This window comes from Microbacterium sp. BWR-S6Y, from assembly GCF_041379845.1.
Lineage (GTDB): Bacteria > Actinomycetota > Actinomycetes > Actinomycetales > Microbacteriaceae > Microbacterium > Microbacterium hydrothermale.
This window is the reverse complement of sequence record NZ_JBFECV010000001.1, coordinates 31,171-49,067: the sequence shown is the minus strand read 5'-3', so window position 1 is coordinate 49,067 and position 17,897 is coordinate 31,171. Positions and strand designations below refer to the sequence as shown.

At 71.1% G+C, this 17,897-nt stretch carries 15 protein-coding genes; 11 read left to right on the top strand and 4 right to left on the bottom strand.

Translation table 11 applies throughout. The annotated features are described in order from the left end of the window. Window positions 1–61: 61 nt before the first annotated feature. Both AB1K56_RS00220 and AB1K56_RS00215 read right to left on the bottom strand, forming a co-directional pair. Window positions 62–1,297 (bottom strand): extracellular solute-binding protein, encoded by a 1,236-nt coding sequence (locus AB1K56_RS00220; protein WP_371204045.1) that lies wholly within the window; start codon window positions 1,295–1,297, stop codon window positions 62–64. Window positions 1,298–1,406: 109 nt separating this feature from the next. Next, window positions 1,407–3,431 (bottom strand): beta-galactosidase, encoded by a 2,025-nt coding sequence (locus tag AB1K56_RS00215; protein ID WP_371204044.1) that lies wholly within the window; start codon window positions 3,429–3,431, stop codon window positions 1,407–1,409. A 169-nt stretch (window positions 3,432–3,600) separates the two neighbouring features. On the opposite strand from AB1K56_RS00215, the gene AB1K56_RS00210 reads away from it, so the two are divergent. From AB1K56_RS00210 to AB1K56_RS00200, 3 genes are all read left to right on the top strand, one after another. Beyond that, window positions 3,601–4,617: a LacI family DNA-binding transcriptional regulator gene (locus tag AB1K56_RS00210; RefSeq protein WP_371204043.1), complete on the top strand. Its 1,017-nt coding sequence runs from the start codon at window positions 3,601–3,603 to the stop codon at window positions 4,615–4,617. Between the two features lie 49 nt (window positions 4,618–4,666). Then, window positions 4,667–6,241, top strand: coding sequence for a methionine--tRNA ligase (gene metG, locus AB1K56_RS00205; RefSeq protein ID WP_371204042.1), 1,575 nt, complete (start codon window positions 4,667–4,669; stop codon window positions 6,239–6,241). An 80-nt stretch (window positions 6,242–6,321) separates the two neighbouring features. Continuing rightward, window positions 6,322–7,212 carry a TatD family hydrolase gene (locus tag AB1K56_RS00200; protein ID WP_371204636.1) on the top strand — a complete coding sequence of 297 codons (891 nt, stop codon included), beginning with the start codon at window positions 6,322–6,324 and terminating at the stop codon, window positions 7,210–7,212. Window positions 7,213–7,460: 248 nt separating this feature from the next. Here the strand turns inward: AB1K56_RS00200 and AB1K56_RS00195 are convergent, their stop codons facing one another. Continuing rightward, complete coding sequence (locus AB1K56_RS00195) at window positions 7,461–8,921, bottom strand: sugar porter family MFS transporter (RefSeq protein WP_371204041.1); 1,461 nt, start codon at window positions 8,919–8,921, stop codon at window positions 7,461–7,463. Between the two features lie 66 nt (window positions 8,922–8,987). Between AB1K56_RS00195 and rsmA the strand changes: the two genes are divergently transcribed. Both rsmA and AB1K56_RS00185 read left to right on the top strand, forming a co-directional pair. Next, complete coding sequence (gene rsmA / locus AB1K56_RS00190; protein WP_371204040.1) at window positions 8,988–9,827, top strand: 16S rRNA (adenine(1518)-N(6)/adenine(1519)-N(6))-dimethyltransferase RsmA; 840 nt, start codon at window positions 8,988–8,990, stop codon at window positions 9,825–9,827. Between the two features lie 243 nt (window positions 9,828–10,070). Continuing rightward, on the top strand, window positions 10,071–11,009 hold the full coding sequence (locus tag AB1K56_RS00185; RefSeq protein WP_371204039.1) for a phosphodiesterase: 939 nt from the start codon (window positions 10,071–10,073) through the stop codon (window positions 11,007–11,009). Here AB1K56_RS00185 and AB1K56_RS00180 read toward each other — a convergent pair. After that, window positions 10,960–12,540, bottom strand: a complete 1,581-nt coding sequence (locus AB1K56_RS00180; RefSeq protein WP_371204038.1) for a stealth conserved region 3 domain-containing protein — start codon at window positions 12,538–12,540, stop codon at window positions 10,960–10,962. The genes AB1K56_RS00185 and AB1K56_RS00180 overlap by 50 nt on opposite strands. Window positions 12,541–12,781: 241 nt before the next feature. Between AB1K56_RS00180 and AB1K56_RS00175 the strand changes: the two genes are divergently transcribed. The 6 genes from AB1K56_RS00175 to AB1K56_RS00150 all read left to right on the top strand — a co-directional run bounded on the left by AB1K56_RS00175 (window position 12,782) and on the right by AB1K56_RS00150 (window position 17,625). Next, window positions 12,782–13,714, top strand: coding sequence for a 4-(cytidine 5'-diphospho)-2-C-methyl-D-erythritol kinase (locus AB1K56_RS00175; RefSeq protein WP_136586507.1), 933 nt, complete (start codon window positions 12,782–12,784; stop codon window positions 13,712–13,714). 376 nt (window positions 13,715–14,090) lie between these two features. Then, window positions 14,091–14,393, top strand: coding sequence for a DUF427 domain-containing protein (locus AB1K56_RS00170; RefSeq protein ID WP_371204037.1), 303 nt, complete (start codon window positions 14,091–14,093; stop codon window positions 14,391–14,393). A gap of 13 nt (window positions 14,394–14,406) precedes the next feature. Then, the gene (locus tag AB1K56_RS00165) at window positions 14,407–15,231 is read left to right on the top strand and encodes an ABC transporter ATP-binding protein (RefSeq protein WP_136586505.1); all 825 of its coding nucleotides are present in this window, start codon (window positions 14,407–14,409) and stop codon (window positions 15,229–15,231) included. After that, entirely contained in the window at window positions 15,228–15,911 is a 684-nt protein-coding gene (locus AB1K56_RS00160) for an ABC transporter permease (RefSeq protein ID WP_371204036.1), read from the top strand. Before AB1K56_RS00165 ends, AB1K56_RS00160 begins: the two co-directional genes overlap by 4 nt. Beyond that, window positions 15,908–16,669 (top strand): ABC transporter permease, encoded by a 762-nt coding sequence (locus AB1K56_RS00155; RefSeq protein ID WP_136586503.1) that lies wholly within the window; start codon window positions 15,908–15,910, stop codon window positions 16,667–16,669. Before AB1K56_RS00160 ends, AB1K56_RS00155 begins: the two co-directional genes overlap by 4 nt. Before the next feature lie 38 nt (window positions 16,670–16,707). Then, window positions 16,708–17,625: an ABC transporter substrate-binding protein gene (locus tag AB1K56_RS00150; RefSeq protein WP_264631707.1), complete on the top strand. Its 918-nt coding sequence runs from the start codon at window positions 16,708–16,710 to the stop codon at window positions 17,623–17,625. Window positions 17,626–17,897 lie beyond the last annotated feature (272 nt).

Genomic DNA, 17,897 nt, shown 5'->3' with positions numbered 1-17,897 from the left:
GGTGTGGTGCGGTGCGGTGCCGTGGGCGGTCGCGGAGGATCGCGACCGCCCACGGCAGTCGTCAGCCGGCCAGCGTGCCCTGCAGGTCGGTGATCATGCGGTTCCACGTCGAGACGGGCTCGGCGCCGGAGATGATCTGCGCCTCAGCGGCGTTCCACAGGTCCCAGACCGACCCCATCTCGGGGATCGAAGGCATGGGCACGCCGTTCTGCGCCGAGGCGAGGAAGCCGGCGATGACGGGGTCGCTCGCGACCTCCTCGCCGAGAGCGGTGTAGGCGGGGATGCGCGGGTCGGCCTCGTAGAGGGCGCGCTGGGCGTCCTCGGTGCCGAGGTAGTTGACGAGGAACTCGGTCGCCAGCAGCGCGTTCTCGCTCTGCGCGCTGAGGTAGAAGCCCTGCACGCCCACGAAGGGAGCCGCGGTCTGTCCGCCCGCGCTCGGGATCGGGTTGACCGCGACGTCGATGCCGTCGAAGGCGCTGATCGCCCACGGACCCTGGATCGTGTAGGGCGCCTTGCCGGTCGCGAACAGCTCGTTGTTGATGTCGTAGTCGATCGTGGTCGAGAGGTACCCGGCCTGGCCATTGGTCGAGAGCCACTGCGCGAACGACTCGCCCGCGGCGCCGCCCATCCCGACCTCCGAGGTGTACGACCCGGTGGCGTCCTGCACGAAGACGGGGGCGCCGAACGAGGTCTGCAGCCCGTACATGGTGTAGCCGTCGCCGGTCTCGCCGGCGGTGTTGATGACGAAGGGCCGCTCGGCGCCCGAGGCCTGGCCGCGCTGGATCATGTCGTCCCACGTTGCGGGGGCCTCGGTGCCGACGAGCGCCGTGTTCTGCACGAGCGCGACCGTCTCGAGCGAGTAGGGCAGGGCGTAGAGCTGACCGTCGTAGGTCATCGCTTCGAGGGCGACCGGCTCGAAGTTCGCCGCGGTGTCGCCGAGGTCGATCGTGTCGACGACGCCCGCCGCCACGAGGGCACCGAGCCAGTCGTGCGCGCCCACGGTGATGTCGGGGCCTTCGCCGGTGGGCACCTGGGCGATGAAGTCGTTGCGGAGGTCCTCGAAGTTCTTCTGCACGAGGCGGACGGTCGCGCCCGTCTCCTCCTCGAAGGCCGCAGCCGCGTCGGTGATGGCCTGCTCGCGCTCGGCATCCGTCCAGACGACGATCTCCGGGCCGTCTCCGGCCGGGGCGGCGTCCGTGCCCGAGCCGCTTCCGGTGCAGCCGCTGAGCGCGAGGGCCGAGACGGCGAGGATGCCTGCCGATCCGAGCAGTGCACGTCTGTGTGCTGTCATGCGCATGGGAATCCCTTTCTGTGCGACCGCAGCCGTTGCGGTCGGGTTCGGTTCGTCCGCGACGGTCGCGGTCGAGGGTGGTGCCCGGGATCCGCGTCGACGCGGATCCCGGGGGTCAACGGGTGGCAGCCTCCGGGAGGGCGGAGCGGACCACGGCGATTCCGCCGGCGGGAACCGTGATCACCCCGTCGGTGGCTGCTCCGGTGAGCAGTTCGACCCCGTCGAGGTCGAGGGTCACGGCGTCGTCGCGGTGGTTCACGACGAAAGTGAAGTCGTGCGCGGCGCCTCGGCGCACCACGACCTCGCATCCCGCCGGAACGGAGGATGCCGACACCCCGGCGTCCGCGTAGGCGGCGGCGAACGTCGCGGCGAGGCCCGCGGCGTCCAGGCTCGTCGAGACGTACCAGCCCGTGCCCTCGCCGTGACGGCGACGCGTGATCGCGGCCCGACCCGCGGCGGGGCCGTCGGCGTAATGGGCGACGGTCTCGGCGCCGGCGACCACGAGGTCCTCGGCCCACGACCGTGCCGTCAGGCGGGTGCCGTCGGCGCGCTCGAGCGAGACGGTCTCCCCCTCGCGCAGGGGCAGGAACTCCTCCACGCGCACCCCGAGCACCTCGGCGAGAGGCGCGAGGTAACCGCCCGCGTGGACGGCGTCGTTCTCGTCGACGATGCCCGAGAAGAATGACACCACCAGGGTGCCGCCGCCGGCGACGTAGGACGTGAGGTTCGCGGCATCCGCCGTCGTGAGGAGGTACTGGGCCGGGACGACCACGAGGCGGTACCCCGACAGATCGTGGCCGGGCAGGGCGAAGTCGGCGGTGACGCCGTCGCGCCAGAGCTGCTCGTACGCGGCGCGCACCTGGGCCTGGTGCGTCACCTCGATCGAGGGGCGCCATTCGAGGTCCTGCGCCCAGAACGACTCGAAGTCCCACAGCACCGCGGCCTCGGCCTGCACGCGCGCTCCGCGCACCTCTCCGAGGCGGCCGAGCGCCGCGCCGAGGTCGACGACCTCCCGCCAGACGCGGGACTCGGTGCCGGCGTGGGGGAGCATCGCGGAGTGGAACTTCTCCGCCCCCGAGCGCGAGGCGCGCCACTGGAAGAAGAGGATCGCGTCGGCGCCGCGGGCCAGGTGGGTGAGGGAGTTGCGGGCCATCTCGCCCGGGCGCTTCGCGACGTTGCGCGGCTGCCAGTTCACCGCCGAGGTGGAGTGCTCCATGAGGATCCACGGTGCGCCGCCGCCCACCGATCGCGAGAGGTCGGCGGCGATCGCGAGACCGACGTGGCCGTCCGGATCGGCGGCCCACAGGTAGTGGTCGTCGGAGACGATGTCGACCTCGCGGCCCCACGCCCACAGGTCGGTGGTCCAGCTCTGGTTGGCCATGAAGTTGGTGGTGACGGGCTGCGTGGCGTGCGCGCGGATCGCGTCGCGCTCGATGCGGAAGCACGCTCGCAGCTGCGCGTCGGTGAAGCGCGCGAAGTCCAGGCGCTGCGCGGGATTGACGACGCTGGGCGCGTCGGCGGGGGCGCCCACGTGTTCCCACGCGGTGTAGTGCTGGCCCCAGAACGCGGTGCCCCAGGCGGCGTTGAGGCCGTCGAGAGAGCCGTAGCGCTCCGCCAGCCAGGCGCGGAACGCGGCGACGGAGGCGGGGGAGTAGTCCTCGCCGACGGGGACGCCGTACTCGTTGTGCACGTGCCACAGCACCACGGCCGGGTGCGCGGCGTAGCGGGCCGCCAGGGCGTCCGCGATGCGGGCGATGGCCGCGCGATACGCGGGGGAGGAGTGGGAGGCCATCCCGCGCGAGCCGAAGCCCATGGTGCGCCCGTCGCGGGTCAGCACGCGCGCCTCGGGGTGGGCGTGGAAGAACCACGCGGGCGGCGACGCGGTGGGCGTGCCGAGGTCGACGTGGATGCCGTTGGCGTGCAGCAGATCGAGAAGGTCGTCGAGCCACGCGAAGTCGAACACGCCCTCGGAACGCTCCAGGAGGGCCCACGAGAAGATGCCGACGCTGACGAGATTCACGCCCGCCTCGCGCATGAGTCGGACGTCCTCGTCCCAGACCGCGCGGTCCCACTGCTCGGGGTTGTAGTCACCGCCGTAGGCGATGCCGTCGAGAGCGGGCCAGGGGGTAACGCGGGTCATGACACTCCATCGGATCGTGGGGCGGTCCAGACTGGGACCGGTCACAGCCTCCGTCGTCCGTGGCGGCGCCCGCAACGTCGGACCCGGCTTCGTTACGTAACTGTGACCGGTCCCAGTCTCGGGCGCGTTCCGTTGATCCGCGGTGCGCGCGGGCCGATAGCATTCCCGCATGGAGCAGACCCCGACCGTGCGTCGCAAGCCGACGATCCGCGACGTCGCGGCGGCCGCGGGGGTGTCGCGTGGCACGGTCTCGCGCGTCATCAACGGCGGGCACTGGGTGTCGCCCGACGCGCGGGCGGCCGTCGAGGACGCCATCGAACGCACCGGCTACACCGCCAACCACGCCGCACGCAGCCTCGCCACCGGTCGCGCGGGATCCCTCGCGTTCCTCATGACCGAGCCGCAGCACCTGCTCTTCGACGATCCGACCTTCGCCCTCCTGCTGCGCGGCGCCGCCGAGGCGCTGTCCAAACGCCAGATGACCCTGGTGCTCCTCATCGCGGGCACCCCCGCCGAGCGCGCGAACGTCGCGCACTACGTCAGCGCCGGGCACGTCGACGGCGTCCTGCTCATCTCCTCGCACGAGGCCGACCCCCTGCTCGAGTCGTTGCTGGATGCCGGCATCCCGACCGTCGCGTGCGGGGTGCCCCTGGGCCACCGCGCCGAGGTGCTCAGCGTCTCGGTCGACGAAGCCGGGTCGGCGCGCACGATGACGGCGCACCTGCGCGCGCAGGGGCACCGGCGCATCGCGATGATCGCCGGACCCGACGACACCCCCGGAGGGCGATTCCGCCTGGTCGGGTTCCGCGACGAGATGGGCGACGACTTCGACCCCGCTCTCGTCGAGGTCGGGGACTACTCGCTCGATTCCGGCGCTCTCGCCATGGAGCGGCTGCTCGAGCGCGCCCCCGACGTCGAGGCCGTGTTCGCGGCATCCGATCTGATGGCCGCCGGGGCGGTGCAGACGCTGCGCCGCGCGGGGCGTCGGGTTCCCCACGACGTCGCCGTCGCGGGCTTCGACGACTCGGGCCTCGCCGCGACGCACGAGCCTCCGCTGACGACGATGCGACAGCCCTGGGAGCAACTGAGCGAGCGCATGGTCACCCTGCTGCTCGACGCGATCGACGGGCGCGAGGTCGAACCGGTGGTGCTGCCGACGACCCTCGTCGTGCGCGGCTCGGCCTGAGCGCCGTCATGCGGTCGGCCGTATCGGTGGCCGCCCGTAGAATCTCCAGGTGACTTCCGGCCGATCCTTCTACATCACGACGCCGATCTACTACCCCAGCGACCTGCCCCACATCGGGCACGGGTACACGACGGTGGCGGTCGACGCGCTCGCGCGCTGGCACCGTCAGGCGGGCGACGACACCTGGATGCTGACCGGCACCGACGAGCACGGGCAGAAGATGCTGCGCGCCGCCGCGGCCAACGGTGTGACCCCGCAGGAGTGGGTCGACAAGCTGGTCACCGAGTCGTGGTTCCCTCTGCTCGAGACCCTCGACGTCGCCAACGACGATTTCATCCGCACGACGCAGCCGCGCCACGAGGAGCGCGTGCAGGAGTTCGTCAAGGCGCTCTACGACCGCGGCTACATCTACGCCGGCGAGTACGAGGCGCTGTACTGCGTCGGTTGCGAGGAGTTCAAGCCCGAGGCCGAGATCGTCGACGGCACGGGCCCCTTCGAGGGGCTCAAGGTCTGCGCGATCCACTCCAAGCCCCTCGAACTGCTGCAGGAGAAGAACTACTTCTTCAAGCTCAGCGAGTTCCAGGACCGCCTTCTCGAGTTGTACAAGACCGAGCCCGACTTCGTGCGTCCCGAGTCGGCGCGCAACGAGGTCGTGTCGTTCGTGCGCAGCGGTCTCAAAGACCTCTCGATCTCGCGCTCCGCGTTCGACTGGGGTATCACGGTGCCGTGGGACCCCTCGCACGTGATCTACGTGTGGGTCGACGCGCTGCTCAACTACGCCACTGCGGTCGGCTACGGAACGGATCCGGAGCAGTTCGCGCGCCGCTGGCCCGCGTTCCACGTGGTCGGCAAAGACATCCTCCGCTTCCACGCCGTCATCTGGCCCGCCATGCTCATGGCCGCGGGTCTCGACGTGCCGCGCGGGGTCTTCGCCCACGGATGGCTGCTCGTCGGCGGCGAGAAGATGTCGAAGTCGAAGCTCACCGGCATCGCGCCCACCGAGATCACCGACGTGTTCGGCTCCGACGCCTACCGCTTCTACTTCCTCTCGGCGATCGCCTTCGGCCAGGACGGATCCTTCTCGTGGGAAGACCTGTCCGCGCGCTACCAGGCCGAGCTCGCCAACGGATTCGGCAACCTCGCCTCGCGCACCGTCGCGATGATCTCGAAGTACTTCGACGGCGTCGTCCCGTCGGCCGGGCCCTCCACCGACCTCGACGCGGCGATCCACACGATCGTGGCGGATGCCGCGACCGCCGCCGACGCCGCCATCGAGCGGTTCCGCATCGACGAGGCCATCGCGGCGATCTGGACGATCGTCGACGCCCTCAACGGCTACATCACCGAGAACGAGCCGTGGGCGCTCGCGAAGGACGAGGCTCAGCGCGAGCGTCTCGGCACGGTGCTGTACACCGCGGCCGAGGGCCTGCGCGCCCTCGCCGTGCTGCTGTCGCCGGTCATGCCGGAGTCGACCGCGAAGCTCTGGGTCGCGCTCGGGGCCGAGGGCTCGATCGGTGCGCTCGCCGACCAGCCGATCCGCGACGCGGGCACCTGGGGCGTGCTGCGTCCGGGGTCGTCGGTCGAGGCGCTGACGCCGCTGTTCCCGCGCGTCGAGCAGGCGTGACCACGGCGGCGTCCGCGCCGGGTGAGGGGTCGGTGCCCCGCCCGGCCGGCTCGACCCCCGTCGACCGCCCCCGTGACACGATCCAGGGCGGCGACCCGAGTCAGTACGTGCGCGAGCGCTCCACCGACGGCCGCCGCGACGTCAGCTATCCGCCCGCGCCCGAGCCCCTCGGCATCCCCGTCTACGACAACCACACGCACCTCGAGATCGAAGACGGCGAGACCGGACTCTCCCTCGACGAGCAGCTCGAACGCGCCCTCGCGGTGGGGGTGCACGGGGTCGTGCAGGCCGGCGGCGACGTCGACTCCTCGCGGTGGTCGGCGTGGGCGGCGCGCTCGCATCCGCGCGTGCTCGCGGCCGTGGCGATCCACCCGAACGAGGCGCCCGTCTACGAGCAGGCCGGAGAGCTGGATGCCGCGATCGCGGTCATCGACGAACTCGCGGGCGAGCCGCGGGTGCGGGCGATCGGCGAGACGGGTCTGGACTTCTTCCGCACCGAGGCCGACGGCATCCCCGCCCAGATCCGCTCGTTCGAGGCGCACATCGCCCTCGCGAAGAAGCACGACATCGCGATGCAGATCCACGACCGCGATGCACACGACGCCGTGCTCGAGACGCTCGCGCGCGTAGGGGCACCCGACAAGACGGTGTTCCACTGCTTCTCCGGCGATGCCGACATGGCGCGCATCGCCGCCGACCGCGGGTACTACCTGTCGTTCGCCGGCAACGTCACCTTCAAGAACGCGCAGAACCTGCGTGACGCCCTCGCGGTCACGCCCCGCGAGCGCATCCTCGTCGAGACCGACGCCCCCTTCCTCACCCCGGTTCCCTACCGCGGACGCCCCAACGCGCCCTACCTCATCCCGGTGACGCTGCGCTTCCTCGCGACGGAGCTCGGGACGGATGCCGACGAGCTCGCGGCCCAGGTCGCCGCGAACACGCTGCGCGTCTACGGCGCCTTCGAGGACTGAGCGCGCCCACGGCCGGCGGAGGTTCGCGGCGCCCGCGCGCCCGCGTCGTTCGCGCTTCGTCGGTGATTCGCGCGTTCTCAGTCTTAGGGCGCCGGATGGGGCTGAGGTTGTGCGGATCGCGGAGGCTACGCCCCAGCCCGCCCGCCCCGGGAATGACGGAGGCCGACGCCCCGTGGGGCGCCGGCCTCTCGGCATCCGGGAACCTCGCCGGCCGGGACACGCCCCGGCCGGCACGCATCCCGCCGGGATCAGGCCTTGGCCGCGTCCTTCGGCTTGCGGACGAACAGGGTCTCGGTCTGCTCGAGCTCCATGCCCTTGGTCTCGGGGATGCGCAGCAGCACGTAGAAGAACGACAGTGCCGCGAACAGGGCGTACATGCCGTAGGTGAGCGGCAGCGACCAGCTCGACATCGCCGGGAACGACACGGTGATGGCGAAGTTCGCGATCCACTGCGCTCCCGCGGCCACGCCGAGGGCCTTGCCGCGGATGCGGCTCGGGAAGATCTCGCCGAGCAGCACCCACACCAGCGGGCCCCACGAGGCGCCGAAGCCGACCACGAACACGTTCGCGGCGACGAGCGCGACCGAGCCCCACGGCGCGGGGAGCGACACGTCCTGGCCCGAACCCGTGGCGAATGCGAACGACAGCGCCATCGCGCCGAGCGAGAGGGTCATCAGCAGCGAGCCGGTGATGAGGATGGGCTTGCGGCCCACCCGGTCGACCAGGAAGATCGCGACGAAGGTGACGACCACGTTCGTGACCGAGGTGATGACCGAGATCAGCAGCGAGTTGCTCTCGTCGAAGCCGACTGCCTTCCAGAGGGTCGTGGAGTAGTAGAAGATCACGTTGATGCCGACGAACTGCTGGAACATCGACAGCAGGATGCCGGTCCACACGATCCCCTGCAGACCCAGCACGGGCCCGCGCAGCGACACGTTCTTGTTCTTGCGGTCGGCCTCGATGGTGTTCGACAGCTCGTTCATCGTCTTGTCGAGATCCGCGGGCGGCACCAGACGCGCGAAGATCGCCTTCGCTTCGTCGCGCTTGCCCTTCGCGAGCAGATAGCGCGGCGATTCGGGAACGGTGAACGACAGGATGCCGTAGACGGCGGCGGGGATCACGCCCACGAGGAACATCCAGCGCCAGGCCTCCAGGCCGAGCCAGAACTGGTTCGCGGCCCCGCCGGCGGAGTTCGCCAGGAGTGCGTCGGAGAGCAGGGCGCCGAAGATGCCGAGCGTGATCGCGAGCTGCTGGAGCGACGCGAGCGAACCGCGGATCTGACGGGGGGCGACCTCGGCGATGTAGGCGGGAGCGACCACCGAGGCGATGCCGATGCCCAGTCCGCTCAGCACGCGCCACAGGATCAGGTCGGGCACGCTGAAGGTGAGCGCCGCACCGATCGACGACACGAAGAAGAGCACCGCGCCGAGCAGCATGACCTTCAGGCGGCCCCAGCGGTCCGAGAGGGCGCCGGCGATGATGGCTCCCACCGCGCAGCCCAGCAGGGCGACGGCGACGACGAACCCGGTGAGGACCTCCCCCAGCTCGAAGTTGCCGTCGACCGCGTCGACCGCGCCGTTTATCACGGAGGAGTCGAATCCGAAGAGGAAGCCGCCCACCGCGGCCGCGACCGAGAGGCCGATGGCGCGGCGCCCGTAGGGGCTTCGCAGGGTGAAGGCGTTTGCGGGGATGGACTGCGTTTGACTCACCTGTCCACGCTACTCCCGGCGTGCTCGCAGCAAGGGTTCTGGCGAAGCCCTGACTACAGTGGAACAATGCCCGTTTCCCTCCTCGGTGCCGCCGAGATCCGTCGGCTCGCCGCCGACCTCGACGTGACCCCGACGAAGAAGCTCGGGCAGAACTTCGTCGTCGACGCCAACACCGTCCGCAAGATCGTGCACGCGGCCCGGGTCACGGCATCCGACCGGGTCGTCGAGATCGGGCCGGGGCTCGGATCCCTCACCCTGGCGATCCTCGAGACCGGCGCCTCGATGGTCGCGGTCGAGATCGACCACCGCCTCGCCGAGCGGCTTCCGTCGACCGTCGCGGCCCACGGCGTTCCCGCCGATCGCCTCACGGTCATCGACGCCGACGCGTTGCGCGTCACCGAGCTCCCCGGCGCGCCCGAGGTGCTCGTCGCGAACCTCCCGTACAACGTCTCGGTTCCCGTCTTGCTGCACTTCCTCGAGACTTTCCCGTCCCTGCAGCGCGGCGTCGTCATGGTGCAGGCCGAGGTGGGGGAGCGGCTCGCCGCCCCTCCCGGGTCGAAGATCTACGGCGCTCCGAGCGTGAAGGCCGCCTGGTACGGGTCATGGCGCCTGGCCGGAACCGTCTCGCGCCAGGTGTTCTGGCCCGTTCCGAACGTCGACAGCGTGCTGGTCGGCTTCGACCGCGACGCCGAGCCGCGCGGCACCGAGGAGCACCGGCTGCGCACGTTCGAGATCGTGGATGCCGCGTTCCAGCAGCGTCGCAAGATGCTGCGGCAGGCGCTCGCCGGCGTCCTGGGCGGTACGGCGGCGGAGGCGTCCGCGCGCCTGGAGGCGGCGGGCGTCGACCCCACGCTCCGCGGCGAACAGCTCACCGTCGACGACTACGCCCGCATCGCGGCATCCTGACCCTCGCGCGTCCGGCCCACCGCCCACGCGCGTCGCCGCCCGTTCGCGTGAGTCGCCGAGAACTGTCGCTTCGGGCTGCGCTCAGGCGACAGTTCTTGGCGACTCGCGCTGATCGCCGCGCCGGGGCGGGCGAATTCTCGTCGTGTTCATCGCGCGTTCCTGAAACATGCCGGTAACATTTCGAGCCAACCGGGAGCATCACGCCGGTGACGAGGTCGTACCCGACGGCCCGAGAGGAACGAGATGCGTTACGCCGAGTACCCCCGTGCCGAGCGGGTGCTGCTGCACCTGAGCGACACCCACCTCCGTGCCGGCGGTGCGCCGCTGTACGACGACGTCGACTCCGAGGCCTACCTCGCCCGGGCGGTCGCGTCGATCGAGGCCTCCGGCATCCGTCCGAACGCCCTCGTCTTCACGGGCGACCTCGCCGACTTCGGCGAGACCGACGCGTACGACCGCGTGCGCGCCCTCGTCGAGCCGCTCGCGGAGCGACTGGCCACGCGCGTGGTCTGGGTCATGGGCAACCACGACGACCGTGCGGCCTTCCGCTCGCGGCTGCTGCCCGGTGAAGACGCGGCCGATCCGACCGACCCGGTCGACCGCGTCGACGAGTTCGACGGACTGCGCATCGTCACCCTCGACACCTCGGTTCCGGGGGCCCACCACGGCGAGGTCACCCCGGCGCAGCTGCGCTGGTTGGCCGAGGTGCTCGCCACTCCGGCGCCGCTGGGCACCATCCTCGCGATGCACCACCCGCCGGTGCCGAGCGTCCTCGACCTCGCCGCCTCGGTCGAGCTGCGCGACCAGCGCAGCCTCGCGCAGGTGCTGCGCGGCACCGACGTGCGCGCGATCCTCGCCGGGCACCTGCACTACTCGACCTTCGCGACGTTCGCCGGCATCCCCGTGTCGGTGGCCTCGGCCACCTGCTACACGCAGGACCTCATGGTCCCCGTGGGCGGGACGCGCCCCCAGGATGCCGCGCAGGGGTTCAACCTCGTGCACGTCTACGACGAGACGGTCGTCCACTCCGTGGTGCCCCTCGCGGCGAGCGCCGCGCTGCAGTACGTCGACGCCGAGGAGTCGCAGCGTCGCCTGCACGAGGCGGGGATCGCCGTCCCCGCGTCGCGCGAACTCAGCGGACGGGTGTCGCCGCCGACGACGCCGCTGCCGATCCTGCGCTGACCGCCGGCTTCTCCCACGGCGCGGCGACCGGGAAGTACCGCTCGAGGCACGCGCGCAGGGCGGGAACGCGCACTTCCTCGGGGATCTCGGGGACGCTGCCGTCGTTGAGGCAGAACATGTCGGTGTCGCGGCGCGAGACCAAGCGCTCCATGGTGCGCAGCGAGTCGAGCTGCGTGGTCTGCACGTAACGGGTACGGGGCTCAGTGGTCACGATCGCGCGACCGGTGGCCAGCGCGTAGTAGTGGTAGAGGCTGTTGGTCACCGAGATATCGGTCGCCGAGCGGAACCGGCTCGCCGCGGTGCGGGCGTAGTCGTCGGCGAACTCGCGCTCGAGCTCGAACGCGACGGAGCGGCGCAGCGGGGTCGCGCAGTGCTCGAGGTCGAGGGTGATGACGCGACCGAAGCGCTCCTTCAGCAGGGCGCGGTTCACGCGGAGGCCGTTGTCGTGGCCCGAACGCTCGACGTGCGCGGGGCCGCTGCCGATGCGGACGCCGCTCTCGACGAACCGGCTGACCCCGCCGCCGCTGAAGAAGAGCTCGGGGGTCACGGGGCGGCCGAAGAACATGTCGTCGTTGCTGTAGAGGAAGTGCTCGGCCAGGCCCGGGATGCGGTGCAGCTGCGCCTCGACGGCGTGCGAGTTGTGCGTGGGGAGTACCGAGGGGTCGGCGAAGAACTCCTCGCTGCGCACGATCGTCACCTTCGGGTGGTCGGCGAGCCACTCGGGAGTGGGGGAGTCGGTCGCGATGAAGATGCGGCGCACCCACGGCGCGTACATGTGGACGCTGCGCAGGGCGTAGCGCAGCTCGTCGACCTGGCGGTAGCGGGCGGCGTTGTCGTCGCCGTCGCCGACGACGTAGCCCTTCATGCGGGCGGCGCGCTGCCGCTGGAACTCGCTCGATGAGCCGTCCACCCACGAGAACACCATGTCGACCTCGGCGGTGAACTCGTTGGGGTGAGGGTCGAACATGCCCGACACGGTCGTCCAGCGACGGCCGTAGCGCTCGATCTCGACGAGGTCGAGGTCGGCCGCGGCGAAGCGGCGGCGGGTGAGGGCGCTGGGCCGCGGGGCCTCGATGGTCTTGTCGCCGAACCGCCAGAGCTCGAGGCGCGGCGCGAGCGAGGCGCCGTAGCGGTACGAGCCCTCGGTCGAGGTGCGCGGACGGAAGACCGCGTACGCCTGCACCGAACCGGTCGACGGGTGCACGCTGTGCGCGGGAACGGGGTCTTCGCCGCGCGCCTTGAGGTAGAACGGCCCCAGTTCGGGGTCGCGCAGCGCGGTGAGCGCGGCTTCCGCGTCGGCGGTGTCGACGACGAGCTTGGGGCGGCGGTTGGCGTCGCGCACCAGGAGGACGCGGACGCCCGCGTCCTCGATGGCGGATGCCGCGGTCAGCAGGTCGTCGCTCTCGGCGATCGAGGGCGTCGAGTGGTCGTCGACCACGTGCAGGATGCCGTCGTGCATCCGGATATCGGAGCGGGAGAGCAGCGCGCGCCAGGGGTCGGTGTCGATCGACAGGGGGACCATCGGGCGCATACTGCCTCCTCGGGGGATAGGTGACGGGTTCCGGACACCGTAGGGTTCCGGGGTTACGAAGACGTTTCGGCGGCGGCGCCGAACGGCGGGGAGCGGAGCGCTACTGTCGAAGAGTGACTTTCATCGCTCGCTCCGGCCCGGTCTTTCCCGAACCGCCGTACGAGCGACGGCGGGAAGCGGGCCGACATTCCAGTTTCGCACACGCCGGGGCGGGTCGGCGCACGAGCGGACGGGGCCGTCGATGAGCCTCGCGACGCCCGCGTCCGTGCGCGTGCGCGCGCCCGGGAAGATCAACGTCTTCCTCGAGGTCGGCGACGTCCAGGCCGACGGGTACCACGAGCTGGCCACGGCCTTCCAGGCCGTCTCGCTGTACGAGGAGATGGTGGCGACGCCGTCCGACGACATCACCCTGTCGGTGACGGCGAAGGGACCGGTCGACATCGAGGGCGTGCCCACCGATGACCGCAACCTGGCCGTGCGGGCAGCCCGTCTGCTCGCGCGCACGGCCGGCGTCGACCGCGGAGCGCATCTCGCGATCCGCAAGTCCGTGCCGGTGGCGGGAGGCATGGGCGGGGGCTCCGCTGACGCCGCCGCCGCGCTCGTGGCGTGCGATGCGCTGTGGGGACTCGGAACGCCGACGTCCGAGCTCGCGCACCTGGCCGCGCAGCTCGGCGCCGACGTGCCCTTCGCCCTCCTCGGCGGAACGGCGGTGGGCACCGGTCGCGGAGACGAGCTCAGCCCGGCGCTGGCGCGCGGGCGCTTCGACTGGGTGCTGGTGCCGAACGAGGTCGGAATGTCGACGCCCGTGGTCTATGGCGAGCTCGACGCCCACCGCGAGCGGCACGCCGTCGACATCGGTCCGGCTCCGCGGGTGCCGGGCGTCGACCCCGCGGTGCTCCACGCGCTCCGACAGGGGGATGCCGAGATGCTCGCCCCCGCGCTCCGCAACGACCTGCAGGCACCCGCGCTGCACCTGCGCCCGGATCTCGCCCGCGTGCTCGAACGGGGCGAGAGCTCCGGAGCGCTGGCCGGGATCGTCTCGGGATCCGGCCCGACCCTGGCCTTCCTCGCCGCCGACGAGGCGTCGGCGATCGATCTGCAGGTGACGCTGAGCGCGGCGGGGCTCGTCGCCCTCCACGTCCACGGTCCCGTGCCCGGGGCGCGCGTCGTCTGAGGGCTCCACGGCTCCCGGTCCCTTCGACGAGCTCAGGGACCTCGGATGCGGCGGAGGTGGCTGAGCCTGTCGAAGCCACCGGTAGCCGTGCGCTCGCGGTGCTCAGGGACCTCGGATGCGACAGAGGTGGCTGAGCCTGTCGAAGCCACCGGTAGCTGTGCGCTCCCGGTCCCTTCGACGAGCTCAGGGACCTCGGATGCGACAGAGGTGGCTGAGCCTGTCGAAGCCACCGGGCCCCGGCAGCCGCGGCACCATAGCCCAGGTCGACACACGGGGCAATCTTCGTTCCGCTGCGCCTCGCGATCGCTAGCCTCGACCGAGGTGGAGCGCCACCGCTGGGTGCCGTGCCCGCGGGGTTCCACGAAGGGGGTTTCCCATGAAGGCAGTGCTCGACGGCGTCGTGATCGCCGAAGCCGACCGCGACGACCTGGCGTCGATCGAGGGCAACTGGTACTTCCCGCCGCAGGCGGTGCGCGAGGGGGCCCTGGAGAAGAGCCCCACGGCCTACACCTGCCCGTGGAAGGGTGCCGCGCAGTACTGGAACGTCTCCCTCGACGGAGCCGAGCTGAAAGACGGCGCCTGGTCGTACCCCGACCTGCGCGACGGTGCGGTCGAGCGGGTCGGAAAGGACTTCGCCGGCTACGTGGCCTTCGACCGCAAGGTCGTGGTCTCCGACTGAGGCGGCGATTCGCATGATCGAGTTCTCGGCCGTCTCCAAGGTCTTCCCCGACGGCACCCGGGCCGTCGACGATTTCCACCTCGTCATCCCGTCGCGCAAGACGACGGTGTTCGTCGGGTCGTCCGGATGCGGCAAGACCACCCTCCTCCGCATGATCAACCGCATGGTCGAGCCCTCGTCGGGCACGATCTCGATCGACGGCGACGACATCGGCGGCAAGCCCGCCGTGCAGCTGCGGCGCAGCATCGGCTACGTGATGCAGAACTCCGGACTCCTGCCGCACTTCACGGTGGCCGACAACATCGCGACCGTTCCCGTCCTGCAGGGGCAGAACCGCAAGACGGCGCGCACGCGCGCCCTCGAGCTCATGAAGACCGTCGGCCTCGACACCGCGATGGCCGACCGCTACCCGAGCCAGCTCTCGGGCGGCCAGCAGCAGCGCGTCGGCGTCGCCCGCGGTCTCGCCGCCGACCCGAACATCCTGCTGATGGACGAGCCTTTCGGCGCGGTCGACCCGATCGTGCGCGACGAGCTGCAGCAGGAGCTGCTGCGCCTGCAGAGCGAGATCGGCAAGACCATCGTGTTCGTCACGCACGACATCGACGAGGCGTTCCTGCTCGGCGACCAGGTCGTCATCTTGGAGAAGGGCGCCAAGATCGCCCAGGTCGGCACGCCGAGCGAGATCGTGGAGAACCCCGCGAGCGACTTCGTGGCGAGCTTCATCGGCGCGGTCAAGGGCAAGCGCGCCCTCCACCTGAAGCAGACGGCGACCGGGACGGTCGTCGTGGACGCCGAGGGGCGCACGCAGGGCTCCCTCGTGGAGGACGCGCGCCCGTGAACTGGGTCGGCAACAACCTCGACCTGATCGGGCAGCTGACGCTGGTGCACCTGCGTCAGAGCCTGATCGCGCTCGTCGTGGGCTTCGTCATCAGCATCCCGCTCGGCTGGGTCGCCTGGCGCTACCGCCTCGTGCGCAGCGGCGTCATCACCATCACGGGACTGCTGTACACGATCCCCTCCCTCGCCCTGCTCATCCTCGTCCCCGTGGTGACCGGCTGGTACAGCATCGTCAGCGAGACCAACCTCATCGTCGCCCTCGCCATCTACGCGGTGGCGATTCTGGTGCGCGCGGTCGCCGACGGGCTCGATTCAGTGGATGCCGGGGTGCGCCAGGCATCCACGGCGATCGGCTACGGCTCGTTCCGCCGCTTCGTCGCGGTGGAGTTCCCGCTCGCCGGACCCGTGGTGCTCGCGGGTCTGCGCGTGGCCTCGGCGAGCACGATCGCACTGGCCACGGTCGGCATCCTGGTCGGCATCCAGAACATCGGCTACCTGTTCACCAACGGTCTGCAGCGGCGCATCATCCCCGAGGTGTTCGCGGGGGTCGTCGCGGTGGTGGTGCTCGCGCTCGTCATCGACCTGGTGCTCGTGCTCGCGGGGCGCCTGCTCATGCCGTGGACCCGGCGCGTGTCGGCCACGCCGTCCCGTCGGCGCGCACGGACGGCGGTGCCCGCATGAACCTTCTCGGAGACGCCATCGGGTGGATCTTCTCCGGCGACCCGGGTCGCGGATTCGACGCCATCCCGCTCGCCATCGGCGTGCAGCTGCTCTACACGCTGATCGCCGTCGTCATCGCGGGCGTCATCGCGATCCCGCTCGGGTGGTACATCGGTCACACCGGCAAGGGGCGCGAGATCGCGGTCGCCATCTCGGGTGCGGCGCGCGCCATCCCCTCGTTCGGCCTGCTCATCCTGCTCACCCTGCTCCTGGGCGTGCTGCACAAGCCCGAGGCGGCGGTCATCTCGTTCGTCGTCCTCGCGATCCCGTCCCTCCTCGCCGGTGCGTACACGGGCTTCGAGGCGATCGACCGCCGCGTCATCGACGCCGGCCGGTCGATGGGCATGACCGAGGCGCAGATCCTCTGGCGCATCGAGGTGCCGCTGGGCCTGCCGCTGCTGGTCGGCGGCATCCGTGCGGCGACGCTGCAGGTGCTGGCGACGGTGACCATCGCCGCCTACATCGGTCTCGGCGGGCTCGGGCAGTACATCATCGCCGCGATCCCGCTGCGCCGCTTCGACATCCTCATCGGCGGCGCGATCCTCGTGGCCGTGCTCGCCCTCGTCATCGACGGACTGTTCGCCCTGCTCCAGCACCTCGTCGTGCCCCGCGGCATCCGTGCCGCCGGTTCCGCGCAGCCGCAGCGGCGCTCCGCCCGCCAGCGCCGTGCCGAGGCCATCGCCGTCGGTGCGCCCGCCGCACCCGCCACGACTCCCTGACCCACCCGAATCCCGCATCACCAGAAAAGAGAGCACCCATGTTCACAGCACGAACCCGGAAGGGCCTCGGCGTCTTCGCCGGCCTCGCTGTCGCCTCCGTCGCCCTCGCCGGCTGCAGCGGCGGCTCGAGCGACCCGCTGAGCAACGGCGGCGGAGACGCGTCGGCGTCGTCGGACACCATCGTCGTCGGCTCGCAGGCCTACTACTCGAACGAGATCATCGCCGAGATCTACGCGCAGGCCCTCGAGGGCGCCGGCAAGACGGTGACCCGCCAGTTCCAGATCGGTCAGCGCGACGCGTACATCCCGCTGCTCGAGGACGGCACCGTCTCGGTGTTCCCCGAGTACACGGGCAACCTCCTGCAGTTCTTCGACGCCGAGACGACCGCCCGCACCGCGGACGACGTCTACGCGGCTCTGCCCGCGGCGCTGCCCGAGGGCCTCGAGGTCCTCGACCAGTCCGAGGCGACCGACCAGGACTCGTACACCGTGACGAAGGCCTTCGCCGACGCGAACGGCCTCACGAGCATCGCCGACCTGTCCAAGGTCACCTCGGGTCTGACCCTCGGCGGCAACGCCGAGCTCGCCGAGCGCCCCTACGGCCCCACCGGACTGCAGTCCACCTACGGCGTGAACGTGCAGTTCTCGCCCACCGGTGAGACCACGGTCGACGACCTCGTCGCCGGCACCATCCAGGTCGCCAACGTCTACACCGCCGACCCGCGCATCCAGACCGACGACCTCGTCACGCTGACCGACCCGAAGGGCCTGTTCCTCGCGTCGAACGTCGTGCCGGTGGTCAACTCGAGCATCGCGTCCGACGTGTCCGACGTGCTGAACAAGGTCAGCGCGGCGCTGACCCCCGAGGGCCTCGTCGAGCTGAACGTGAAGTCGACCGTCGACCAGGAGTCGACGCCCGACATCGCCAAGGAGTGGCTCGCCGCCAACGGCTTCTGAGCCCCTCCACCCGCCACGGGGCCGTCCGGTTCGCCGGGCGGCCCCGTCGTGGTTGCGGCGGAGTGTCGTCCGGTTCGCCGGGCGGCCCCGTCGTGGTTGCGGCGGAGGCGCCCGGCGCGCGCGAGACGGCGTTCTGCTGACATTTCGGCGGCATCCTGCAACCGAGTTGTCAGGGCGATGCTGTTTCGCGGGCTGACCGCCCCGCCCCGCCCCACCGAGCCCCGCTCCGCGCCGCCCCGCCCCGCCCTGCTCCGCCACCGAGCCCACGCCCC